We start from the raw sequence: 23700 nt of genomic DNA, 5'->3' as shown, positions 1-23700 counted from the left end.
AAGGAATAGATGTCCGATGATGCCGACCAATAAAGTGTTCGCGGCTTACGAAAAGCTTCTCGCGCATTCCACGCGTATGTTGGCCTTCGCTCGAAAAGAGGAATGGTCCCGATTGGCCGAGGAAGAATCCGCTTACGCAGTGGAGGTCGAAGCGCTCAAAGGGTTGGGGACGCCCGAGGAGTACGACAAGAACAGCTTGCGACGCAAGGCCGGTCTGCTCGAGCGTATCCTCGAACAGGATGCGGAAACCCGACGGCATCTTGAGAAACATCGTACCGAAATCGGCGACTTGATGGACGACAGTCGTCGTCGTCGGGATCTCTCCCGAGCTTATCAGACCGCTGGCATCGATGGTGCTTCTGGTCGTCAAGGACTTCAATGAGCGGAGTCATCACGCCGCTACTCGACACGCTACTGCATCAGGTGCTGGGCAAGCGTGTCGATACCTTGGCGTCGAGAGAGCTTCTTGAGCCAGTCAAACCGCTCTCACCGGGGCAGGCTCCGCGCGCACTGCATAGCGATTCACGCCTGCACGCCGAGCGTAGCGCGGTGGCCTTCACAGGGGCGGAGGTAGGCAGTTCGGGGGAGAAGGCGTCGCCAGCATCTTCTCCATCTGTGTCCGCCTCGACGACCACTCATTTTAGTCCGGCGGCGCGCAGCATCGCCGATATTCTGTTCAAATTCCCCGCGCCTCCCTCCGTGATCAAACCTTCCGCGCCACTGTTGACCGGCGATATAGGCCGGGGTGTCATCAATGCACCCGCACTGGCGAGCCGTTTGCAGGGGAGTATCGAATCCAGCGGCCTGTTCTACGAATCCCATCTGGCGCGTTGGTATCGCGGTGACCTTTCTCGCGGGGCGCTGATGCGAGAGCCGCAAATGCAGCTGCTTTCGTCGAGCGATGCTATCGGCAACGCTCCATGGGCAAAATCCGGCCAGCCCGGAGGCGCCGTATCGGCTGGGCAGGTGCTCACTGATAGACGAGTCGCCCTCGCCGGAATGGCGGGTGAGCGCTGGACACTGACGCCGCTGCCAAGTGGGACCTCTTCGCCCTCATTGTTGACGCCTTTGTCCCCCGTCCAAGCGGCGGGAGCGTTTTTGGCGTCTCAAGAAAACGCCCAGCCATTCGTTCAGCGAGGCGAGTTGCCCGTCGATGCAGTGTATCGGACGCAGGTTGGCGTTATGGATGCCTTCGATGAGTCCCTGCAGGGTATCCTGAGGCATCAACTCGAACTGCTGGTGACGCCCACGCTGCGTTGGGAAGGCGATCTCTGGTCCGGCGTCTTCATGGCCCTGGTCATACAGGTGCCCGAGCAATTAGGGAAGCATGCCGAGCAAGAAAAGGATCAGGGCCAAGACGAGAAGGATCAGGAGGCGGTATGGCACAGCCAGCTTAGACTCGAGCTACCCCGGCTGGGCGAGCTGGAGGTGCAGTTGCATCTACGCGACACTTCATTGCGTCTAGTGCTACAAAGTGAAAGTGCGGCCTGCACCGGTTTGCTCAATGATGAGCGTAATGCCTTGAGTGAACGTCTGCAGCGCTGCGGTTTTTCGGATGTGCAGGTCAGCGTACTGACAAGAGTCAATAAGTCGAATGCTGATTCATCAGGCGATCGATCCTCATGACTCAATCGCAACCGCCTCGAAAAGGTCGTCGTCAAGCCGTGGCATTGGCTTACGGTGATGATGGACGCGCACCGAGAGTGCTGGCCAAGGGCTATGGTGAACTCGCGGAACGCATCGCCGCCGAGGCTCGGCGCCAGGGCCTTTACGTGCACGACTCGCCGGAACTCGTCAGCCTGCTGATGCAGGTTGACCTGGATGCCCAAATTCCCCCTGCCTTGTACCAGGTCATAGCCGAGCTGCTGGCTTGGGTAGCCGAGATCGACGCCGGCTCTCGTTAAGATCTTTCATTGTTGTCCTTTCACTGAAAACTCCTTCTGAACGACCCTCCTTCTAGGTTTCCCAGTGTTTTTGCGTTGAAAGCGACTTCGCAAAATCAACGAAAACGCCCGTTTTAACCCATCGATTCTATCCGCAGTATTCGTCTCGAATCAGCGACACCATTAAATACTATTTAAAATCAATTATATAGAGTAAAAAAACGCTGTTGTTTACATTTCAGTAACGCTAAAGTCATTTTTTTGCGACACTCCTATTGCAATGGCTCATAAAAACGTCTCAAAATACGCTTGTTCTTAAGCATTAGAACTCAGTCAAATGTGGCACGGGTTCAATAAAAAATGACCGATAGAGTCATCCACAATTAAGCAAAACTACACAAACGCAGGGAATACAAAATGAATATCGATAGCCTTCTAGAAGACATCCAGGACATCAACCTCTCGTATCTGCTGCTCGTGCAGCGCTTGTTGAACGAGGATCGTGCCACGGCAATGTTTCGTCTCAAGCTGAGCGAATCCATGGCCGATCTGCTTGCCTCCTTGTCCATAAAGCAGTTGGGTCAGCTCTCCCGCACCAATCAGCTTTTGTGCCGTCTGTGCTTCGACAATCCGGAGCAACTGCTCAAGCTGACCAACGACCCACGAGAGCAGGGGCTGGGTCAGACCCATGCCGCGCTGCTGATGGCCTCCGTGCCAACGGCTTCATTTGCACAGGCGAGGGGCTGAACCATGACCCAGAAAAGCCTGGTCACCGAGATGCACCAGGTGCGGATGGCCATCGAGTTGATCGAACTCGGCGCCCGTCTGCAGGTGCTGGAGACCGAAACCGACCTGAGTCGAGCGCGTCTGATCAAGCTCTACAAAGAGGTTCGTGGTATGTCTCCCCCCAAGGGCATGCTGCCATTCTCTACGGACTGGTTCATTACCTGGCTGCCCAACATACATTCGTCGCTGTTCTATAACATCTATCAGCGGCTGGTGGAGGATCATGGTTGTGAGCGCATGGATGCCTTTGTGCGCGCCTACAAGCTTTATCTGGAGCAATTGACGCTGGAAGAGGCAGAGCCGGTTCTCGGTCTGACCCGGGCCTGGACGCTGGTGCGCTTTTTTGAGAGCAATCTTCTCGAGTTGTGTCAATGCACGACCTGTTCGGGTCACTATGTCGTGCATGCTCATACTCCGTCCCGCGATTTTGTCTGCGGTATCTGTCAGCCCCCATCCAGGGCCGGCAAGACCCGCAAGCGTCGTGAAGAAGAAGCGCAGCCGGTGCCCAAGACGGCGATCGACAAGCGTACCAGTCAGCTTTTGGTCAAGCGCCGCGCCTAGATCTCGTCGCCCCCTGACGATTCTATCGACGTGATCCCACCAGCCGCAGTGTCAACACACTGCGGCTTTTTTGTTGTTTGTCACCTGCCTATCAGACAAGTTTTCAATCAGCCGTCTCAAGCTGGATCGTCCTCTGCCGATAACTGGTTACAGGTCCAATCGTTCACGGCAAGGATGTTTTCACGTGCTAATTTTTATCGGTTATCTGGTTGTCCTTGGGTCGGTATTCGGCGGTTACATGCTGATCGGTGGCCATCTTGGTGCGCTTTATCAGCCCGCCGAAATAATCATGATCGCCGGCGCGGCGGTGGGTGCCTTCATTGCCTCGAATAATGGCAAGGCGATCAAGGCCACTCTGCGCACGTTTTCGAAGCTCAAGCGTACCAATAAGTACAACAAGGCCATGTACATGGAACTCATGGCCCTGCAATACAAGCTGCTGGCCAAGGCGCGGCGTGACGGCATGCTGGCCATCGAGCGCGATATCGACGACCCGCAGAACAGCGCACTGTTCGCCGAATATCCCACGCTGTTAAGCGATCCAATGATCATGGGGTTTCTCACCGATTATCTGCGCTTGATGGTCAGTGGGAACATGGACCCCTTCGAGATCGATGCGCTCATGGAGCACGAGATCGAGACCTTCCAGCACGAAGCCGAGGTGCCTGCTCACTCACTGCAATCCGTGGGCGATGGTTTGCCGGCGTTCGGAATCGTCGCGGCGGTCATGGGGGTCGTGCATGCCCTGGGCTCTGCGGATCAGGGCGCCGCGGAGATGGGCATTCTGATCGCCCACGCATTGGTCGGTACCTTTCTGGGGATTCTGATGGCCTATGGTTTCGTCAACCCAGTGGCCGCACGCATCCTGCATCAGGTGGCGGAAGCGGTGAAGATGCTGCAGTGCATTCGCGTCACCCTGATGGCGAGTCTCAATGGCTATGCCCCACAGTTGGCGGTGGAGTTCGGCCGCAAGGCGTTGTACACCGCCGAGCGTCCGACCTTCGATGAGCTCGAGGAGCATGTACGTTCGGCCAAGAATACGGCGGGTGGCTCATGAGTGGTGCTCATCGACCCATCATCGTCAAGCGCAAGAAGGTGGCGAAGGGCGGCCACCATGGAGGCGCCTGGAAGATTGCCTATGCCGATTTCATGACTGCGTTGATGGCCCTGTTTCTGGTGCTGTGGATTCTGGCCCAGGCCGATGAGTCGGAACTCAAGACCATCGCCGAGTATTTCCGCACGCCTTTACCCGTGGCCATGGCCGGTGGCGACAAGAATACCGCCAGTACCAGCGTCATTCCCGGAGGTGGGCCGGACCCTGCCCATATCAATGGTGAGGAGCAGCGGGTCGATCGCCGCCAGGAAACCCGTCCCAGCGACGAGCAGCAGCGCTTGATCAATCTCGAGCGTCGCATCGAAGCCGTCATCGAGAGCAGGCCGAACCTGCGGGACATGCGTCCTCAGATGCGCATGTCGCTGACCTCGGAAGGGCTCAGAATCCAGCTCGTCGACTCCGATCGGCGCCCGATGTTCGAGCGTGGCAGCGATCGTGTCGCCCCCTATATGAGCGACATCCTGCGAGCCATTGCGCCGGTGCTCAATGAGCTGCCCAATCGCATCAGCCTGAGCGGTCATAGCGATAGCGTGCCTTACGTCAATGGTGAAAAAGGCTACAGCAACTGGGAGTTGTCGGCGGATCGTGCCAACGCATCCCGGCGTGAACTGGTGGCTGGCGGCCTCGATTCGGATCGGTTGTTGCGGGTAGCGGGCATGGGCTCGCGGGTGCCGCTCAACGAGACCGAGGCCAATGATGCCGCCAATCGGCGTATCAGTATCGTGGTGTTGGATAAACGCGCTGCCGAGCAGATCGAGCGTCAGAGCATGCGGAGCTGGCCGCAACCCAACACCACGATGACGACGCCGCAAGTGGAAGCAATAGATGTTTTACCGAGTTCGGTATCACCGGCGCCCGTCGTCAGCGATACCCTTTGAGACCCAACTGGACTAGCGCATGGATATCACAGATTTCTATGACACCTTCTTCGAAGAAGCCGAGGAACTTCTGGGCGACATGGAGCGCCTTCTTCTGGAGTTGGATGTAGATGAACCGGATCCTGAGGAGCTCAACGCGATTTTTCGCGCAGCTCACTCCATCAAGGGAGGCGCGGGAACCTTCGGCTTCCTGGTGCTTCAGGAAACCACCCATATTCTCGAGAACCTACTCGACCATACACGACGCGGCGAACTCGCCTTGCGGCGCGACATCGTCGACACCTTTCTGGAAGCCAAGGACATGCTGCACGATCAGTTGAATGCCTATCGTAACGGTACCGAGCCTGATCCGGAGGCCTTCGAGCGTATCTGCAAGACGCTCAAGCAGATGGCGCTGGACGAGCTGGGTAAATCCATGGGTGCCGAGTCGCCTGCTACCAAGGCAAAGTCTGAAACCGCCTCGGCACCTGAGCGGGCCAGCGAGCCCGTAGCCTCGGGGAATGATGCGGAGAATGATGAGAGCGACGACACGGAACAGACAGCGACATTGTGCGTGGCGCTGCTCAACGTTGCCGAGAAGGATCGTGGCTTACTCGTCGAAGAGTTGGCGCAACTGGGCAACGTGGTCGAACAGCATGGTGACGACAAGCGCTATGAAGTGACCCTCGAGACCGCTGAGAGCGGCGAGGACATCGAGGCGGTGATGTGTTTCATCATCGATGCAGAGCAGCTCGAGATCACTGCCGCTAGCGCCTCGAACCAGGCATCGGATGCTTCATCCGCTGGCAAGTCGCCGGACGAGCCCAATAAGGCCTCTGGACCTACCGAAAAGGTGGCGCCGGAGAGCGAAGCGGTGGTCAAAGCCGACGCGCCAGTGACGCCTGAAGCGTCTGCGCCGGCAAAGGCTGCTAAGCCAGCAGACAAGCCTCAAGGTAAGCCCCAGGGCGGCAAGGCCAAGGCCAGTGGCGAATCCTCCCTGCGTGTGCCCGTCGACAAGGTCGATCAGATCATCAACCTGGTCGGCGAGTTGATCATCACCCAATCGATGCTGGACCAGACCGCCAACGAGATCGATGGCGTGACCCATAGCGCCCTGCATAATGGTCTCAACCTGTTGCAGCGCAATGCCCGGGATCTGCAGGAAGCGGTCATGTCGATCCGCATGATGCCCATGGATTATGTGTTCAGCCGCTTCCCGCGCCTGGTGCGCGACCTGGCAGCCAAACTGAACAAGGATGTGGAGCTGGTCACCGAAGGCAAATCCACGGAACTCGACAAGAGCCTGATCGAACGCATCATCGATCCGTTGACCCATCTGGTGCGCAACAGTCTCGATCATGGTATCGAATTGCCGGATGAGCGTGAGGCCAAGGGCAAGCCCCGTGGCGGCAAGCTGACGCTTTCGGCACAGCATCAGGGTGGCAACATTCTCATCGAGGTGATCGATGACGGTGCCGGCCTCAATCGCCAGAAGCTATTGGCCAAGGCCGAGTCGAATGGCCTGGCGGTCTCCGACAACATGAGCGACGACGATGTCTGGCAGCTGATCTTTGCGCCAGGCTTCTCCACTGCGGAGCAGGTCAGCGATGTTTCCGGCCGGGGCGTCGGCATGGACGTGGTCAAGCGCAACATCCAGGCCATGGGCGGGCATGTCGAGATTCTCTCCCGGGAAGGGCAAGGCACCACGACGCGTATCGTCTTGCCGTTGACCCTGGCGATCCTCGATGGCATGTCAATCAAGGTCGGTGAAGAAGTGTTCATTCTGCCCCTGGGTGCCGTACTCGAGTCGCTACAGCCCAGCCGAGACGATCTCTACACCATGGCGGGCAACGATCAACTGCTCAAGGTCCGTGATGAATATCTGCCGGTCATCGCCCTGCATAAAGCGCTCGATATCGATAACGCCCGCACCGAGCTCACCGAATGCATCGTGGTCATCGTGCAGGGAGAAGGGCGCCGCTATGCCTTGATGGTCGATGATCTGATCGGTCAGCAGCAGGTGGTGGTCAAGAACCTGGAAACCAACTATCGCAAGGTGCCGGGAATTTCCGCGGCAACCATTCTTGGCGATGGCAGCGTGGCGCTGATCTTGGATATCGCCGATCTGCATCGTCTAAGCCGGCGCAAGTCCGCGCATTCCACACATAAATCAATCAAGCCCGCTCAGGAGGTGCTTACGTCATGACCGCTGTATCTCAAGCTAATACTCAGCTTCAACAAGCCAATGCTGCCAATCTCGATGCCCATAGCCGTGAGTTCCTGGTGTTCTCGCTGGGCGAGGAGGAGTATGCCGTCGATATTCTCAAGGTGCAGGAAATTCGCGGCTATGAGAATGTCACGCGTATCGCGAATGCCCCGGACTTCATCAAGGGAGTGACCAACCTGCGCGGCGTCATCGTGCCGATCGTCGATCTGCGCATCAAGTTTCATCTCGACAACGTCGAATACGGCGGCCAGACCGTGGTCATCGTGGTCAATGTCGGCGAACGTGTGGTCGGCATCGTCGTCGATGGTGTTTCCGACGTCATGACACTCACCCCGGATCAAATCAAGCCGGCGCCGGAGTTCGGGGTCGCCATGTCCTCGGACTACCTCAGTGGCCTGGGTAGCCTGGAGGATCGGATGCTGGTGCTGGTCGATATCGACAGTCTGCTGACCAGCGAAGAAATGGCCCTGGTCGAACATACGACTCAGTAACGGGACCATTCATTAAATATAAAGGGCGAAGGTGCCATACCTTTGCCCTTTTTTATTACAGGATGAACGTCATCTTCCGCGAAGAGAATATTTATTTTTATGAAATAAGATTTTCAAAGTTTGCCTTTATTCTATTGATTCACCAATCAAACGTAAAGAATTGTCTTTATTCCGCCGATAGAGTTTTCAAATGGCCTTAGCTGGTAATAGTGAGGTATAGCAACGCTATTAGCCAACTTCTGAGTGCTTATTTATGAATTAAATAAAATAAATATAGTGCGCAATATAGTCGATACGTTATAGGGGGGATTATGAATCGATTAAGAAATATGACGGTAAAAACCAGCTGGATGCTAGTCTTGTTGGTATTCACTGGGTTGATAGTGGGGTTGAGTGCCTTGGGTGGCTACGCGGTGCAATACAGCGAACAGGCTTTAAGGGAGCTCAATCAGGTCAATGTCGAACAGAAGTCAGCGCTCAATCGCATCAACAGTCAGTTGTTGAATCTGCGTCTGGCGATCGTGGAAGAGTACGGTCGTTTCAACGGAACAACATGGGGTACTCAGGAGCCGAAGATAGATAGTCTTCCGGGCGTTCTCGAAGATATAAGCCAAACATTTGCACGCTTCAGCGAAATCCCGGTACTCCCTGAGCATGCCACACTGGTTGCCCAGGTCGAAGAGGATTATCACCGTCTGATAGACGAGGCCTTGGCGCCTCAGATTGATGCGTTGATAGATCTGGATCTGACGACTTACAGAGAAAATATCGCTTCGACCCAGCCGCTCAACGACGCATTTCAAACCAGTGTCGATAGTTTTCTTGTTGCCGTCGACGTCAAAGGGGATGCGCTTTATACCGATTTTCTCTCTATCGCAACGATGTTGAAAGTCGCTATTGGTGTGGCCCTGGGCGTATCGTTGATCATGATTCTCGTTATATTGCGCGGCATTACCGTCAATGTAATTCGTCCCTTGAAGCGAATGGTCGAGCATTTCGAGCGGATTGCCCAGGGTGATCTCTCAGCACGTATCGAACGACATGGCAGCAATGAGATCGGCAAGTTGTTTGCAGCGTTGTCACGGATGCAGGAAAGCCTGTCGAACACCGTAGATAAAGTGCGCCACGGCAGCCAGCGTATTCATTCCGGGGCGCAGAGCATTGCCCATGGCAATGGCGATCTTTCCTCGCGTACCGAACAGCAGGCGGCTTCTCTTGAAGAAACTGCCTCAAGTATGGAGCAACTGACCTCCACGGTTTCTCATAATACGGATAACGCGCGGCAAGCCAGCCAACTGGCGCAGGAAGCCTCCCGGACCGCGACGCAAGGCGGCGAGGTGGTCGGTCAGGTGGTGGACACCATGCGTGACATCAGCAGCAGCTCTCACAAGGTCGTGGACATCATCGATGTGATCGATTCCATCGCCTTCCAGACCAATATTCTCGCCCTCAACGCGTCCGTGGAAGCGGCGCGCGCCGGAGAACAGGGGCGTGGCTTCGCCGTGGTAGCCGAGGAGGTGCGTAACCTGGCGGGACGCTCTTCTGATGCTTCGAAGGAGATCCGCGGCCTGATTGAAGCCTCCGTCGCCCGGGTGGACACGGGGTCGAAGCTGGTCGATCAGGCGGGTAGCACCATGAGCGATATCGTCGCTGCGGTACAGCGGGTCAACGACATCATGGATGAGATCGCCTCTGCTTCCCAGGAGCAAAGCAACGGCATTGGTCAGGTCAATGAGGCCATCAGCCAGATGGATCAGGTCACTCAGCAGAATGCTGGGTTGGTTCAACGGGCGGCCTCCTCGGCACAGGCATTGGCGCAAGAGGCCGAAGCGCTGCGTGAAGCCGTCATGTTGTTCCGTCTCGCCGATAGCCACAACGACCGTCAAGCGGTGCACGCAACAACGAATTCAACCCCCGTCGAATCGCCAGTGCCGTCTCCGCGGACGAGCGCTGTGACACCCGTTCGAGCGCCTGCTAAAGCGCATCAGGCGGAACAGGAATGGGAAGAGTTTTAAATAAGAGAACCACCAAAAAAGACGATAACTACGGCCCTAAAAGGGGTTCATAAAAGCAGGGGAAAAGTCTTATGCGTAACAATCAACCCGTTACCCAGCGCGAGTATGTGCTCTCGGACGATCACTATCTGATCTCGCGGACCGACATGAAAGGCCGCATCACCTATGCCAACCCGGCGTTTATCGAGGTCAGTGGCTACAGCCATGACGAATTGATCGGTGCACCGCACAGCATCATCCGTCATCCCGACATGCCCGAAGCCGTATTCGCCAATCTCTGGCAGACCCTCGAGGCAGGAGAGACCTGGAGCGGCCTGGTCAAGAACCGACGCAAGAACGGCGATCATTACTGGGTGCAGGCCAATGTATTGCCCATCATGGAAAGTGGCCAGGTGCAGGGATACGCTTCATTGCGGGTGAAAGCCACGCCTGAAGCTTGCGCGTATGCCGAGCGTATCTACACACAGATGCATGAAGGCCGTGTCCGTGGCGTGCGTTTGAATCATGGCCACATTGAAAGCACAGGCCTGCGCGGTTGGTTAAAACGCGCACAGCTGCGCTCCGTGCAGGGCCGCATGGTGACCATGGTGGTGCTGGCGCTGGTGTTGCTACTGGCCAGTGGTGGGCTTGGCATGGTGTCGCTCGAGTCGGCTGGACAACGACTGGCGGCACTCAATCAGGATGGCCTGGAAGACGTGGCGCGCTTGCAGCGTATCGATCAGCTTGTCACGCATGGGCATCAAAGCTTGTCACGGCCAGAACCTTTGGAGCTCTTGAACGACCGTCAACAGCATGCCGAGGAACTCACGAGCTTAGCCGGTAATCTGGAGAGTCAATGGGCTGATTATACCGGCCGCGCCGTCAATCAAACGACGATGGCCGCCGAATTCGGCAAACGTTTAGAAGGCTATGTACAAGATGGCTTGTTGACGACCGCGGAGGTTTTAGGCGGCGACGATCAGTTCAAGGCGTTTACCGCGAGCAAAGAGCTCATCCCCAAGCTGCAAGCCAGTGGTGGCGAAATTTCCCAGATGATCTCGACCCTGGTCGAAAGCAAACAGGCTTCCGCACAGGTGATGGCGCAACAGGCCCAGGCTCAGCAGCGCAACATGCTGCTCTTTCAGGCAGGGCTTCTGATGATGGGGCTGCTTTGTCTGTGTGTGATGGGGGTGATCACCATTCGCGCCATTCGGCGGCCGATTCGAGAATCGATGCATTTCGCTCAGCAGATTGCCGCCGGCAACCTGGGCGCCACTCTGCCTAGCCAGCGCGATGATGAGCTCGGCCAGTTGATGCAAACCCTCGATGCCATGCGCAAGAGCCTGAGCAGCATCGTCAAGGACGTCAACCACAGCGTCGGTGTGGTGCGTCCCGCCTCCCGGGATATCACCAAGGGCAACGAGGATCTGTCGACCCGCACCGAACAGCAGGCCGCCTCGCTGGAAGAGACTGCGTCGAGCATGGATGAGATGACCGCCACGGTGCGCCAGAACGCGGCCAATGCGGGTCAGGCCAGTGGTTTGGCCAATAGTGCCAGCGATGCCGTGAACGAAAGTGGTGCCGTCATGAAGCAGATGGTCGGCACCATGGACAACATCACCGCCAGTTCGAAGAAGATGACCGAGATCATCGGCGTCATCGATTCCATCGCTTTCCAGACCAATATCCTTGCGCTCAATGCCTCCGTCGAAGCCGCCCGGGCCGGCGAGCAGGGCCGGGGCTTTGCCGTGGTTGCCGGAGAAGTACGCAACCTGGCCGGGCGCTCGGCAGATGCCGCGAGTGAAATTCGCACCTTGATCGACGATTCCGCTAAAGAAATCAACGGTGGGGCCGAATTAGTTAAGCAGGCGGAGGCGTCCATCGAGCAGGTCGTCACGGCGGTACTCAAGGTCAACGACATCATGAAGGATATTTCCATGGCCTCTGATGAGCAGACTCAGGGTATCGAGCAGGTCAATCAGGCGATCGCCCAGATGGATGAGGTCACTCAACAGAATGCCGAGCGCGTGCAATCGACGGCGCGGGCATCCAGCAGTCTGGATGAGCAGGTGACGCTACTGGCCAATGCGATTGCAGTGCTGCGGTTGAGTGGTAGCGGTCAGGAAGCAGTGACCCGCGACACTCGTTTCAAAGCGGCGGCGGCCAGGCGTGAGGGTCAGTCAAGCAACACAAAAACCGCCTCAACGGCACAGGGTGAACGCCATGTGCCCTCGAATAGTGAATGGGAGACTTTCTAAGCATGACAATTCATCGGTCCATCGCCGGGAGCGCCGTCGCCGCAAATGAAGCGAGTCGACAGGGCACCTGGGTAAGTAGCCTCGAGCGCGATCTGGAAATGACCGATGCCGATTTCGAGCGTGTGCGCAAGTTGATCTATCAGCGTGCCGGCATCGTGCTGGCGGAACATAAGCGGGAGATGGTCTACAGTCGGCTGGCGCGTCGTTTGCGCCAGCATCATTTGACTCGCTTTGCCGACTATTTGGCACGTCTGGAGAACAAGTCGGATTCCCAGGAGTGGGAATCCTTCACCAATGCATTGACCACCAACCTCACCGCCTTCTTTCGTGAAGCGCATCATTTTCCACTGCTTGCCAGTCATGTGGCCAAGCGTAGCGGACCCATACGCATCTGGTGCGCGGCAGCCTCGACCGGGGAAGAACCTTACTCCATCGCCATGCAGTTGAGTGAAACCCTGGGATCGAGGGCCAAGGATGCTCGGATCCTTGCCACGGATATCGATACCGATGCCCTGGCCAAGGCCCGGGAGGCGGTCTACCCAATCGATCAGGTAGCCAAGCTCGATGAGGCAAGACGCAAGCAATTCTTTCTGCGTGGCAGCGGTGCACGCTCCGGTCAGGCCAGGATTCGTCCGGAAATAGCCGCCATGGTGGAATTCAAACCACTCAATCTATTGGCACCAAAATGGCCGATAGAAGGCCCCTTCGATGCGATTTTCTGCCGCAATGTCATGATCTATTTCGACAAGGTTACCCAGTCGAAAATACTCGAGGGATTCGTACCTTTTCTCAAATCCGATGGCCTTCTCTTTGCCGGTCATTCCGAGAACTTTTCCTTTATCAGCCAAGCGTTTCGTCTGCGCGGTCAAACGGTTTACGAACTGGCCAATATAGCCTCAAGACAGTCGTCATTCGGCCGATAAACATATTAATGACAGTTACTATACCTGCCTCTTCGAGACAGGTGATGAAAAGGAGAGGGCTCTTGAGCTCACCCAAGATCAAGGTGCTGTGTGTCGACGATTCGGCATTGATTCGTGACCTGATGAGCGAAATCATCAATTCGCAACCAGATATGGAAGTGGTGGCTACGGCCCCGGATCCGCTGGTGGCGCGCGATCTCATCAAACGCACCAATCCCGACGTATTGACGCTGGATGTCGAGATGCCACGTATGGACGGGCTGGATTTTCTCGATCGTCTGATGCGCCTGCGCCCCATGCCTGTGCTGATGGTGTCATCGCTGACCCAGGCTGGCTCCGAGATTACGTTGCGTGCCCTGGAGCTGGGTGCGGTGGACTTCATCGCCAAGCCCCAAATGGGCATCCGCAGCGGCATGCTCGATTACGCCAGCATGATCGCGGACAAGCTGCGTGCTGCCGCGCGATCACGGCCGCGTACCGCCCGTCGCAAGGATGAAGCACCGCCGGCGGCGATCAAGGCGCCACTGATCTCGAGCGAGAAGCTGATCATCATCGGGGCTTCGACGGGAGGCACCGAAGCCATACGCACCGTGCTCGAACCGCTACCGGCCAATAGTCCAGCGATTCTCATTACCCAGCACATGCCCGGCGGTTTCACTCGTTCCTTCGCCGATCGCCTGAATCGGCTGTGCCGAATTACCGTCAAGGAGGCGGAGGAGGGCGAGCGCATTCTGCCGGGCCATGCCTACATCGCCCCGGGGGACACGCATCTGAAGCTGGCCCGTAGCGGTGCCAACTATGTGGCGCGACTGGACGATGGGCCGCCGGTGAATCGACATCGCCCCTCCGTGGACGTGCTGTTTCATTCCGCGGCGCAGTATGCGGGACGTAACGCCATCGGCGTCATTCTCACCGGCATGGGCAAGGATGGTGCATCGGGCTTGCTCGAGATGCGCCATGCCGGCGCCCATACGCTGGCGCAAAGCGAGGCCAGCTGTGTGGTCTATGGCATGCCCCGAGAGGCGGTGACCCTGGGTGGAGCCATGGAGATCGTCGATATCGATCAGATGGCGAGTCAGATCATGCACTGCGTGGCCGCTTCGGGACGTGCGCAACGAGTATGACGAATCACCAAAACGGATCATCGCAGTAACACTCAATTAATAGATAACGAGGAAAGAAAATGGCCGATAAAAATATGAGCATCCTTGTCGTGGATGACTTTCCCACCATGCGCCGCATCGTGCGCAGTCTGCTCAAGGAGTTGGGCTACACCAACGTCGATGAGGCCGAAGATGGACAGGAAGGCTTGAACAAGCTGCGCGGCGGCGGCTTCGAGTTCGTCGTCTCGGATTGGAACATGCCCAACCTCGACGGCCTGGAGATGCTCAAGCAGATTCGTGCCGACGATGCCTTGAAGGCGTTGCCGGTGTTGATGGTCACGGCGGAAGCCAAGAAAGAGAACATTATCGCGGCTGCTCAAGCCGGTGCCAACGGCTATGTGGTCAAGCCCTTCACGGCGGCGACCCTCGAAGAAAAACTCAACAAGATCTTCGAGAAACTGGGTAAATGAGTCTTGAGAAGAATAAGCAATGAGGAGGATAAACCATGAGCGCTGATGCACAGCAGCCCGCACAGTTTCAGTCCGACGACCTCATTCTGAGGATCGGACAATTGACTCGCATGCTTAGGGACAACATGCGGGAGTTGGGTCTTGACAAGGAGATCGAAAAAGCCGCCGAGGCCATTCCCGATGCGAGAGATCGCTTGAGCTATGTGGCAACGATGACCGAGCAGGCCGCCGAACGCGCCCTTAACGCCATCGACCGGGCACAGCCGATCCAGGAAGGATTGGAAGCGCGCGCCAACGAACTCGATGCACGCTGGGCCCAGTGGTTCGCAGAGCCCAAGGAGTTGGACGAGGCCAAGGTGCTGGTCACCGACACGCGGGAGTATCTCGCCTCCGTGCCGGACCAGACCCAAGCGACCAATGCCGAGTTACTGGAAATCATGATGGCTCAGGATTTCCAGGATCTGACCGGCCAGGTCATCAAGAAAATGATGGATGTGATCAAGCAGATCGAGAATCAGTTGGTTCAGGTGCTGCTGGATAGCGTTCCCAGCGATCAGGATCGCAAGGAACTGCGCAAGGCCATGGATCACGAGCGCCAGAATTCCTTGACCAACGGCCCACAAGTCAATCCTGATGCCCCGGATGTGGTCAATAACCAGGATCAAGTGGATGATTTGCTGGATTCCCTAGGGTTTTGAAAAGTCGGCCTGGTTTGCACCTGCTTTTTTAGCGATTTCAGACACAGCCCCTCGTAGCGCTTTTTATCCTCGTGTGACTCCTTCTCGCGCGACAATCGTGGATTAACGCCCGATTCGTCGCGCTTTTTGCGTGATCGCTTCTCTCCTTTGCCGCTCAGAATAGCCAGCGTTTACTCATTCTTTACCGCTGTTCTTTTGCGTGGTGGCCATGGCCGACGATAGTAGCGACGACGATAAGACCGAAGAGCCGACGCCGCGACGCCTCGAAAAGGCGCGGGAGGAAGGCCAGGTTGCCCGTTCGCGAGAACTTTCCACCTTCATGATGTTGATGGCCGGCGTGGCCGGTCTGTGGACCACGGGAACGTTACTTTATGGTCAACTGGGTCTGGTGATGGAGCAGGCGTTCCTGTTCGATCGCAGCATCGCCTTCGACAGCACCCGGATGCTGGCGAAGCTATGGACGCTTGGCACGAATACACTACTGGCGCTGGCGCCGCTTTTCCTGTTACTGACGGTGGTTGCGCTGGTGGCCCCGGCCTTGCTTGGCGGTTGGTTGATCTCCGCCAAATCGCTCAAGCCGCAGGTCTCCAAGCTCAACCCGTTCAAGGGTCTGAAGCGCATGTTCTCCAGCCAGGCGCTGGCGGAGCTGGCCAAGGCAATCTCCAAATCGATTCTTACCGGCAGCGTGGCCGTCGGTTTTTTATGGCTCAAGCGCGGCGAACTGATGGCCTTGATGGATCAGCCACTGCAAATAGCCTTGTTTCATGCCCTCAAGCTGGCAGCGATATGTTGCGGTTTGATCGTGCTGTCTCTAGTGGTGGTCATCCTCATCGATGTGCCTTATCAGCTCTGGAGTCACAACAAGAAGCTGCGCATGACCAAGGATGAGATCAAGAAAGAACACAAGGAGTCCGAGGGAGATCCCCAGGTCAAGGGCCGTATTCGCCAGCAGCAGCAGGCCATGGCCCGGGGGCGCATGATGAGCAAGGTGCCGGAGGCGGATGTCATCGTCACCAACCCGACCCACTATGCCGTTGCCTTGAGCTATCACGATGATATGGGAGCGCCGCGAGTCGTCGCCAAGGGTGCCGATGCGGTCGCCGCGCGCATTCGCGAAGTTGGTGAAGAACACGGTATTCCCCGGCTCGAAGCGCCGCCGCTGGCGAGAGCGCTTTACCGCCATGTGGATCTGGATCGCGAAATACCCGCAACCCTCTATACCGCCGTGGCCGAAGTGCTGGCCTGGGCGTTTCGACTCAAGCAGGTGCGGCGAGAGGGCGGTGACATGCCGGCGACTCCTCGCGATCTGCCTGTACCCGCCGAGCTGGACGATGCCAACCGGCCTGCTTCATCCTCCGAGGATTCACGATGAACCTGTTTGCTACCTTGGGCCGACAGAACTTTCTGGGCGATGCCCGCATGAAGATTCTGGCAGGGCCAATTCTGATCATCATGATTCTATCGATGATGATCCTGCCCTTGCCGCCGTTTGCGCTGGATCTGTTCTTCACCTTCAATATCGCCCTGGGCATCATGGTGCTGCTGGTCAGCATGTTCACCCAGAAACCGCTGGATTTCGCCGCCTTCCCCGCGGTGCTGCTGTTCACTACCTTGCTCAGGCTGTCGCTCAACGTCGCCTCGACCCGAGTGGTGCTGATGAACGGCAACGAAGGCGGCGATGCGGCAGGCAAGGTCATCCAGGCCTTCGGTGAATTCCTGATCGGCGGTAACTTCGCCGTGGGACTGGTGGTGTTTTTGATCCTGGTCATCATCAATTTCATGGTCATCACCAAGGGGGCCGGGCGAATCGCCGAGGTGGGGGCGCGCTTCATGCTCGACTCCATGCCCGGCAAGCAGATGGCCATCGATGCGGATTTGAATGCGGGCCTGATCGGGGAAGAAGACGCCAAGAAGCGTCGCGCCGAAATCTCCCAGGAATCCGATTTCTACGGCTCCATGGACGGTGCCAGCAAGTTCGTGCGCGGCGATGCGGTGGCCGGTCTGATCATCATGGTGGTCAACCTCATCGGTGGGCTGCTGATCGGCGTTCTGCAGCATGACATGAGCTTCGCCAGTGCGGCACGTACCTATACCTTGCTGACCATCGGTGATGGCCTGGTCGCACAGATTCCCGCCCTGGTCATCTCCACCGCCGCCGGTGTCACCGTGTCCCGTGTCAATACCGACCAGGATGTCGGTCAGCAGATGATGGGGCAGCTGTTCACCAATCCCCAGGTGCTGATCCTGGCCGCCTGTGTCATGGGGCTGCTGGGCCTGGTACCGGGCATGCCTAACCTGGTGTTCCTGCTGTTCAGCGTGATGCTGGGCAGCCTGGCCTGGTGGCTGATGCGCCGCAATCAGGACAAGCTCGCCGAGGACACCATCAACGCCGCCGCACCGCCGCCCTCCCAGGAAGCCCCGGAGGCGAGCTGGGACGATGTGCAACTGGTCGACACCCTCGGTCTGGAAGTGGGGCATCGGCTGATTCCGCTGGTCGATCATCGCCAGGATGGCGAACTGCTCGGGCGCATCAAGAGCGTGCGCAAGAAATTCGCCCAGGAAGTCGGTTTCCTGCCGCCGGTGGTGCACATCCGCGACAACCTGGAGCTGGGGCCCAATACCTATGTGATCACCCTCAAGGGCGTCGAGGTGGGGCGTGCCGAGGCCTATCCCGGCAAGTGGCTGGCCATCGATCCGGGTCAGGTGTCGGGTCGTCTCGAGGGCACCACCACCACGGATCCCGCCTTCGGGCTTCCGGCGGTGTGGATCGACGCCTCTCAGCGCGAACATGCTCAGGTATACGGCTACACCGTGGTGGATGCGGGCACCGTGGTGGCTACCCATCTCAATCATTTGCTGCATCACCACGCCGGCGAGATGCTCGGGCGTCACGAAGTGCAGCAGCTGCTCGACAAATTGGGCGACGAGAACAAGGCGCTGGTCGAGGATGTGGTGCCCAAGCTGGTGTCGCTTACCACGCTACAGCGGCTACTGCACAACCTGCTCGAAGAGGATGTTTCGATCCGCGATCTTCGCACCATCCTGGATACCCTGGCGGAGCACGCCACGCCCCAGAGCGATGCCCATGAGCTCACCGCTGTCGTGCGGATGGCGTTGGGTAGAGCCATTACCCAGCACTGCTTCCCCGGCCAGGAGGAACTGCATGTGATTGGTCTGGATGCCAATCTGGAGCAGGTGTTGAGTCAGGCGATGAACGGCGGTGGTGCGCTCGAGCCGGGGCTTGCGGATACCCTGATGCGGGAAGCGGAAGCCGGTGTGGCGCGCCAGGAAACCAGTGGCGAACCCGCGGTGCTGGTGGTTCAGCATGGCTTGCGTCCGTTGCTTTCCCGCTTTCTGCGCCGCCGCATGCCGCATTTGGCGGTGCTGTCCCAGGCCGAGATTCCCGATGATCGGACCCTGCGTGTTACCACTCTGATTGGAGGTCAGTAATGAGCGTCAAACGATTTGTCGGGGCCAATAGCCGCGACGCCATGCGCCAGGTACGCGCCGCCCTGGGCGACGATGCGCTGATTCTCTCCAATCGCAATGTGGCGGAGGGGGTGGAGATACTGGCCCTGGCGGAGGACGCCCATGACCAGATGATCGCTCAGCCTGCGTCGCCAGCGCCTGTACCACCTGCACGGAGGGCTCCCGCACTGGCGACGACCGTCAGTGCGATGAGACCCAGTGCTCCAACGGCATCGAGGATCGCGGAGCGCGCTCAGCAAGGATCAGCGGCGGAGATTGATTTCGCTGCCTTCAGCGAACGCGTCCTGGGTGAAATGCAGGATCTGCGCACCCTCTTGACGGGTCAGGCGCAAAGCGTGCCCAGTGCGTCGCAAGCCGCCGGGGACGGCACTCTGGCACGCCTTAGGCGGCGCTTGCTGGGAGCCGGGTTCGGCGCACGGCTGGTCGCGGAACTCCTCGAGACACCGCCGGTAGAACTGGTGCATGCGTCGGACGATCTGGCGCTGGCCTGGGCCAAGCGTCAACTGGCGTCGCGCCTACTCATACTCGATGACGAAGCGGCTTTGCTGGATCGCGGCGGTGTCTTTGCCCTGATCGGCCCGACCGGCATCGGCAAGACTACGACCACCGCCAAACTCGCTGCCCGCTATGTGATGCGCCACGGCGCCGCCGGAGTGGCGCTGGTGACCACGGACAGTTATCGCATCGGCGCTCATGAGCAACTTCGTATATACGCCAGACTGCTGGGAGTGGAAGTGCATGCCCTGGAAGCGGATGCGCCCTTGGGTGATTTACTCTCCCGACTGACCCATAAGCGCCTGGTCATCATCGATACCGTAGGCATGAGTCAGCGTGATCAGCGTCTGCCTGGCCAGATTGCGATGCTCGGCGATTCTTCGGGGCAGACGTCGGGACAGGCATCATCGCGTCCGATACGGCGTTTGCTGTTGCTCAACGCCGCCAGTCATGGCGATACCCTGGATGAAGTGGTCGAGACGTATCAGCGCGCCTCCCGGGCAGCGGGCGCGCCCCTGTTCGGGGCAATTCTGACCAAGGTCGACGAGGCGCCTCGCCTGGGGGCAGTGCTGGATATCGCCATTCGCCACGGCTTGCGACTGCATTATGTCTCCCACGGTCAGCAGGTGCCCGAGGACTTGAGTCTGGCAGAGAGAAGCGCATTGCTGGATCAGGCGTTGAGCGTTGCGGGGGACTCTTCCTTCGCCGCCGAAGCACCGCAAGCGCCGCGCTCGTCATCTTCACAGCGCATGCAGGCGTTATCCAGAGGATTATTGGGCCAGGGCAGGGCGCTGGTATCGACGCTGACCACGCTGAGGGAGGAGGTTGCCGGCTTCGCGCTACTCGAACGCGCCTGGCCACTGCTGGGTTATCCGCTCGAGCAGCAACAGGCCCATCTTGCCGATCTATTCGATGTGGTAATGCGTCGGCGTCATCTCGATAGTGTCGAGCCGGCTCAGGCCATGCTTTGGACAGGAGCCAAATCCGCAAGCGGTGTCGATTGGACGATGCCGGCGCTGTCCTTGAACGGTGCAGGGCAGATACAGGCATTGCCCTGGCTGATCCATCGCTTGCCGACTGGCGAAGAGGCACGTTTCGAGTGGGCCAGGACGCAGCTTGGCATTCGTTGGCAGCTGTTATCCCGGTGTCCCGGTGCTGTGACGCGCGAATGTTTGGCCGAGAGCGGCTCGACCTGGCTGGCCACGGCCAAGGCCAGTTCACGGGTCGCCTTCGATGGCGGGCGGCATCGATTGAGCCAGCTCGCATCTGTCGCCGATGCCTGGACCGAGCTCACCTGTCGTTATCGTGGCCGAGATGCGCATCTGACCCTGTCGCGCCTGGCCATTGCCCTGCCGGACGGGGAACCGCTGACGGCCTGGTTCGGCACCTTGAGCGAGGCCGAAAACCATCGACAGTTGGCGCAGCGCTATTGGTTGGCGCCACGGGACGGAACACCGGATCAATCCTTTGCCGAGGTGATGGTCGCGCAGTTGGTGCACGACGATTTGCCGCTGTTGACCCGCCGTGCCTGGCAGCGTCTCGAAGAGACCGATCAGACGACCGACCCCGAACTGCGTTTGCTGGTGGCAACGGGGCTGGCGGCAGTGGCCGGTCGGCTCGATCAGGAGCGTAGCGATTGGGCGATGGATGTCAGAGCCCAGTTGATGGGCTTGCTGGGCGGGCGTCGTGGGCGTTCGTCCCAGATGTTGATGGATGCGCTGCTGCATCTGCTCACCGCTCGGGATGTCTTCGTCATGGTGGGTGGCGCTGGATTGAACGCTGAGGTATCCCGGTGAGCCAGATCGATCAAGCGGCTGGGCTGCGGCGCTGGGCCGAGACACAAACGCCTTTGATAGAGTCGCAACCTGAGGCACAAACATCGTTGGCAGAGCAGCAATCCGAGACGAGCACACCAACCCGAGTGCTGGTGACCCTGGGACTTCCCAAGGGGGCCGAGGCGGATGTAACCCCGGTGGCCGAGGCCCTGACACGCTGGCACGCTCAGGGGCAGCGCTGGGTGGGCGATCCCGCCACCTGGCGTATCGTGCCGCTCTCCATGAACAGCCCGCATTTTTCGGCATTGGTGACGCAACAATCACGCTGGGCATTGTGGGTAGGCGACGATCTGGATGGATTTCGGCGTGCCTATGCGATGCTCAAGCGTCTGGCGCAACAAGGAGGGCCCCGGCGCTTGCTGTTGGTGCACCCTCCTTTGCCTTCCCGGGCGGGCCTGCTCAACAACCTGCAGCAGGTTGCCGCGCAGTTTCTAGGTATTCAGCTGTTGGTGATTACGCCGCCGCGATTACGGCAGATCTAACCGTGAGGCCACACGTTCTCCGCGTTGGTTGGATAGCGGGTCTTTTGTACTTGCTGTTGATGGTGACGCCCAGCGCGCAGGCGACACCCGGCAGTTGGGTAGGCACTGCGCCGAGCGTGCGCTTGTTCACCCCCGGACGCCCGGTGCAGTCCGTCTCTATCACGCCGTCTTCCCCGTTATCTTCCGATGCCCGTATCCGCAGCATAAGCTGGCGCTTTGCACCACCTGTCGATCAGCCCCGGCTTGAGGCCTGGCTGTGTCAGCACAAGCGCTGTTTTTCTCTCTCCATGGCCCGTGGCACCAGTCAGGCATTGGCTGGGCTGGACGCCAACCAGGCGTTGTTTTTCGTTTTTCGCCTTCCGGAGGACGCTCGTGCGTCCAAGCCGTTTCGTGTTCAGGGACTGCGGGTCATCGTCGACTACCGGTCGATTCCCTAAAGCCTGAATAGCTCGCAGCTTCCGTGGGTATTTGTCGCTTGGTGGAGACGAAAACAGCGTAATACTACCATCATGGACAGCACCCCAATGACGTCATGGTGCTGTCGTCCTTCGACAGCACGAGGCATGTGGGATGTATACGGCACAAGGCAAAATCGATCAACGCGCAATACTCGATCAGTACCTACCTATCGTGCGACGCCAGGCGCTGTCGCTGCAGGTCAAGCTTCCGGCCAGCGTCGAACTCGACGATCTGATTCAGGCAGGCATGGTAGGACTGCTGGACTGCCTGAGCCGTTACGATTCGGCCCAGGGTGCCAGCTTTACCACCTATGCCAGCCAGCGTATCCGCGGGGCAATGATCGACGAATTGCGTAGCCGTGACTGGGTGCCGCGCAGCGTGCGGCGCAATGCTCGGGAAGTGGACGAAACCCTGCGTCGGCTGGAGCAGGAGCTAGGGCGGCCGGCAGAGGAGCGCGAGATCGCCGACGCTCTGTCGCTGAGTATGGAGGAGTATCGCCAGCGTCTGCTGGATACCAACAATGGGCAATTGCTGGGTTACGAGGATGTGTTTGCCGAAGGCGATGAGCCCGACGCAGGCATTGGCGGGCCCAAGTCGCCTTTCGATGCACTGGTCAGTGGTGAGCAGAGAGAGCGCCTGGTCGCGGCGATCGATCAGCTCCCCCAACGGGAAAAACTGCTGCTGGGTCTTTACTATCAGGAAGAGCTCAACCTCAAGGAGATCGGCGCCGTGCTGGGGGTCAGCGAATCCCGGGTCTGTCAGTTGCATAGCCAGGCCGTCGCACGGCTACGAGTCAAGCTGGCGGATGCCTGAAACGATTACTTCTTGAGCGGGCAGTTGCCGCAATAACTCAGCTCGGGAACCAGATAGCGGATGCAGCACAGACGACGCACTCGCTTGGTGCTCCCGTCCGGGCGTTCCCGGTAGCGCACTGGTAGATAGAAAGGATTGCGTCGTTCGTCTTTCAGCCGAGGCTGCGTGAGAAAGTGCCGTGCGTCGTCGGTCATGTCGGGCCAGGCGGTGGGATGCTGCTCAATCTGGTTCAGGCACTGCTCGAAGGTATTGCCTGCATTGCTCCAGAATACTCGAGGCGATGCACCGGAGACGCCGGCCAGTGTATCGACTATCGGTCTCAGATGATCATCGAGTAATCTGCTGAACACTTTCTCGTCGCTTCCCTGGGATAAGGGGCGTCCGGTGTCTTGCAAGTACAAGCGATCGACGCGATCGTCGAGCGACATCAGCACGTACAGCCGATCCAGCGCCAAGGGGAGTTCTCGCCGCAGGACAAGTATGGCGATGAGTGCCGGTACCAGAATCGCCGTGAAGTACCACTTCGACCATTGCGATGCCACGCCTCTTATGTCGCCAGCGGTGTAGCGGTCACCGAAACGCGCGAGCACTTCCTCTAATGTGCCCGGTATGAACAGATCCACCGCCGGCAGGGCGTCCGGCGGTGGCGATATCGAGAAACGCGGCGGCTTGGCCTCAGCCAATACCCCGCTATACAGCGCGGCTAATGACGCCTCTACCGTGTCGCCCTGTTGCTCGCCTTCATTGGCTGTCATACGAGCC

Annotated in this window: 22 protein-coding genes; 21 read left to right on the top strand and 1 reads right to left on the bottom strand. The window is 58.5% G+C overall.

Features of this window, described 5'->3' with window-relative positions; all coding sequences use genetic code 11:
- Nucleotides 1-16 precede the first annotated feature (16 nt).
- The 21 genes from ACPF7Z_RS17170 to ACPF7Z_RS17070 all read left to right on the top strand — a co-directional run bounded on the left by ACPF7Z_RS17170 (nt 17) and on the right by ACPF7Z_RS17070 (nt 22938).
- Nucleotides 17-382 carry a flagellar protein FliT gene (locus ACPF7Z_RS17170; protein WP_425194479.1) on the top strand — a complete coding sequence of 122 codons (366 nt, stop codon included), beginning with the start codon at nt 17-19 and terminating at the stop codon, nt 380-382.
- A complete protein-coding gene (locus ACPF7Z_RS17165) occupies nt 379-1626 on the top strand; it encodes a flagellar hook-length control protein FliK (RefSeq protein WP_425194478.1) in 1248 nt (415 codons plus the stop codon). Before ACPF7Z_RS17170 ends, ACPF7Z_RS17165 begins: the two co-directional genes overlap by 4 nt.
- Complete coding sequence (locus tag ACPF7Z_RS17160; protein ID WP_425194477.1) at nt 1623-1904, top strand: EscU/YscU/HrcU family type III secretion system export apparatus switch protein; 282 nt, start codon at nt 1623-1625, stop codon at nt 1902-1904. The genes ACPF7Z_RS17165 and ACPF7Z_RS17160 overlap by 4 nt, the downstream gene beginning before the upstream one ends.
- Before the next feature lie 396 nt (nt 1905-2300).
- Nucleotides 2301-2630: a flagellar transcriptional regulator FlhD gene (flhD, locus tag ACPF7Z_RS17155; RefSeq protein WP_425194476.1), complete on the top strand. Its 330-nt coding sequence runs from the start codon at nt 2301-2303 to the stop codon at nt 2628-2630.
- Between the two features lie 3 nt (nt 2631-2633).
- Nucleotides 2634-3230, top strand: coding sequence for a flagellar transcriptional regulator FlhC (gene flhC / locus ACPF7Z_RS17150; RefSeq protein WP_425194475.1), 597 nt, complete (start codon nt 2634-2636; stop codon nt 3228-3230).
- 184 nt (nt 3231-3414) lie between these two features.
- Nucleotides 3415-4287 (top strand): flagellar motor stator protein MotA, encoded by an 873-nt coding sequence (gene motA, locus ACPF7Z_RS17145; RefSeq protein WP_425194474.1) that lies wholly within the window; start codon nt 3415-3417, stop codon nt 4285-4287.
- Complete coding sequence (gene motB / locus ACPF7Z_RS17140; protein ID WP_425194473.1) at nt 4284-5222, top strand: flagellar motor protein MotB; 939 nt, start codon at nt 4284-4286, stop codon at nt 5220-5222. The genes motA and motB overlap by 4 nt, the downstream gene beginning before the upstream one ends.
- Nucleotides 5223-5241: 19 nt before the next feature.
- On the top strand, nt 5242-7407 hold the full coding sequence (cheA, locus tag ACPF7Z_RS17135) for a chemotaxis protein CheA (RefSeq protein WP_425194472.1): 2166 nt from the start codon (nt 5242-5244) through the stop codon (nt 7405-7407).
- The gene (locus ACPF7Z_RS17130; protein WP_425194471.1) at nt 7404-7919 is read left to right on the top strand and encodes a chemotaxis protein CheW; all 516 of its coding nucleotides are present in this window, start codon (nt 7404-7406) and stop codon (nt 7917-7919) included. Before cheA ends, ACPF7Z_RS17130 begins: the two co-directional genes overlap by 4 nt.
- A gap of 311 nt (nt 7920-8230) precedes the next feature.
- Nucleotides 8231-9934, top strand: a complete 1704-nt coding sequence (locus ACPF7Z_RS17125; RefSeq protein WP_425194470.1) for a methyl-accepting chemotaxis protein — start codon at nt 8231-8233, stop codon at nt 9932-9934.
- 71 nt (nt 9935-10005) lie between these two features.
- Nucleotides 10006-12171, top strand: coding sequence for a methyl-accepting chemotaxis protein (locus tag ACPF7Z_RS17120; protein WP_425194469.1), 2166 nt, complete (start codon nt 10006-10008; stop codon nt 12169-12171).
- 98 nt (nt 12172-12269) lie between these two features.
- Nucleotides 12270-13094 carry a CheR family methyltransferase gene (locus ACPF7Z_RS17115; RefSeq protein ID WP_425194491.1) on the top strand — a complete coding sequence of 275 codons (825 nt, stop codon included), beginning with the start codon at nt 12270-12272 and terminating at the stop codon, nt 13092-13094.
- A 62-nt stretch (nt 13095-13156) separates the two neighbouring features.
- Nucleotides 13157-14218, top strand: coding sequence for a protein-glutamate methylesterase/protein-glutamine glutaminase (locus ACPF7Z_RS17110; RefSeq protein ID WP_425194468.1), 1062 nt, complete (start codon nt 13157-13159; stop codon nt 14216-14218).
- A gap of 59 nt (nt 14219-14277) precedes the next feature.
- A complete protein-coding gene (gene cheY / locus ACPF7Z_RS17105) occupies nt 14278-14667 on the top strand; it encodes a chemotaxis response regulator CheY (RefSeq protein ID WP_425194467.1) in 390 nt (129 codons plus the stop codon).
- A 35-nt stretch (nt 14668-14702) separates the two neighbouring features.
- On the top strand, nt 14703-15365 hold the full coding sequence (gene cheZ / locus ACPF7Z_RS17100) for a protein phosphatase CheZ (protein ID WP_425194466.1): 663 nt from the start codon (nt 14703-14705) through the stop codon (nt 15363-15365).
- A 208-nt stretch (nt 15366-15573) separates the two neighbouring features.
- The gene (gene flhB, locus ACPF7Z_RS17095; RefSeq protein ID WP_425194465.1) at nt 15574-16737 is read left to right on the top strand and encodes a flagellar biosynthesis protein FlhB; all 1164 of its coding nucleotides are present in this window, start codon (nt 15574-15576) and stop codon (nt 16735-16737) included.
- Nucleotides 16734-18815, top strand: coding sequence for a flagellar biosynthesis protein FlhA (gene flhA, locus ACPF7Z_RS17090; RefSeq protein WP_425194464.1), 2082 nt, complete (start codon nt 16734-16736; stop codon nt 18813-18815). The genes flhB and flhA overlap by 4 nt, the downstream gene beginning before the upstream one ends.
- Nucleotides 18815-21145: a flagellar biosynthesis protein FlhF gene (flhF, locus tag ACPF7Z_RS17085; protein WP_425194463.1), complete on the top strand. Its 2331-nt coding sequence runs from the start codon at nt 18815-18817 to the stop codon at nt 21143-21145. The genes flhA and flhF overlap by 1 nt, the downstream gene beginning before the upstream one ends.
- Nucleotides 21142-21666 (top strand): hypothetical protein, encoded by a 525-nt coding sequence (locus tag ACPF7Z_RS17080; RefSeq protein WP_425194462.1) that lies wholly within the window; start codon nt 21142-21144, stop codon nt 21664-21666. Before flhF ends, ACPF7Z_RS17080 begins: the two co-directional genes overlap by 4 nt.
- 44 nt (nt 21667-21710) lie before the next feature.
- Nucleotides 21711-22103, top strand: a complete 393-nt coding sequence (locus tag ACPF7Z_RS17075; protein ID WP_425194461.1) for a flagellar protein FlhE — start codon at nt 21711-21713, stop codon at nt 22101-22103.
- A gap of 133 nt (nt 22104-22236) precedes the next feature.
- A complete protein-coding gene (locus ACPF7Z_RS17070; protein ID WP_425194460.1) occupies nt 22237-22938 on the top strand; it encodes an RNA polymerase sigma factor FliA in 702 nt (233 codons plus the stop codon).
- 5 nt (nt 22939-22943) lie between these two features.
- On the opposite strand, the gene fhuF is transcribed toward ACPF7Z_RS17070, so the two are convergent.
- Entirely contained in the window at nt 22944-23693 is a 750-nt protein-coding gene (fhuF, locus tag ACPF7Z_RS17065) for a siderophore-iron reductase FhuF (protein WP_425194459.1), read from the bottom strand.
- Nucleotides 23694-23700 lie beyond the last annotated feature (7 nt).

Origin of the sequence: Halomonas sp. GXIMD04776 (genome assembly GCF_049808615.1) — a bacterium.
In the GTDB taxonomy this organism is placed as follows: Bacteria; Pseudomonadota; Gammaproteobacteria; order Pseudomonadales; family Halomonadaceae; genus Modicisalibacter.
The sequence above is the reverse complement of the archived record's forward strand: the minus strand, read 5'-3'. Positions and strand labels throughout refer to the sequence as shown.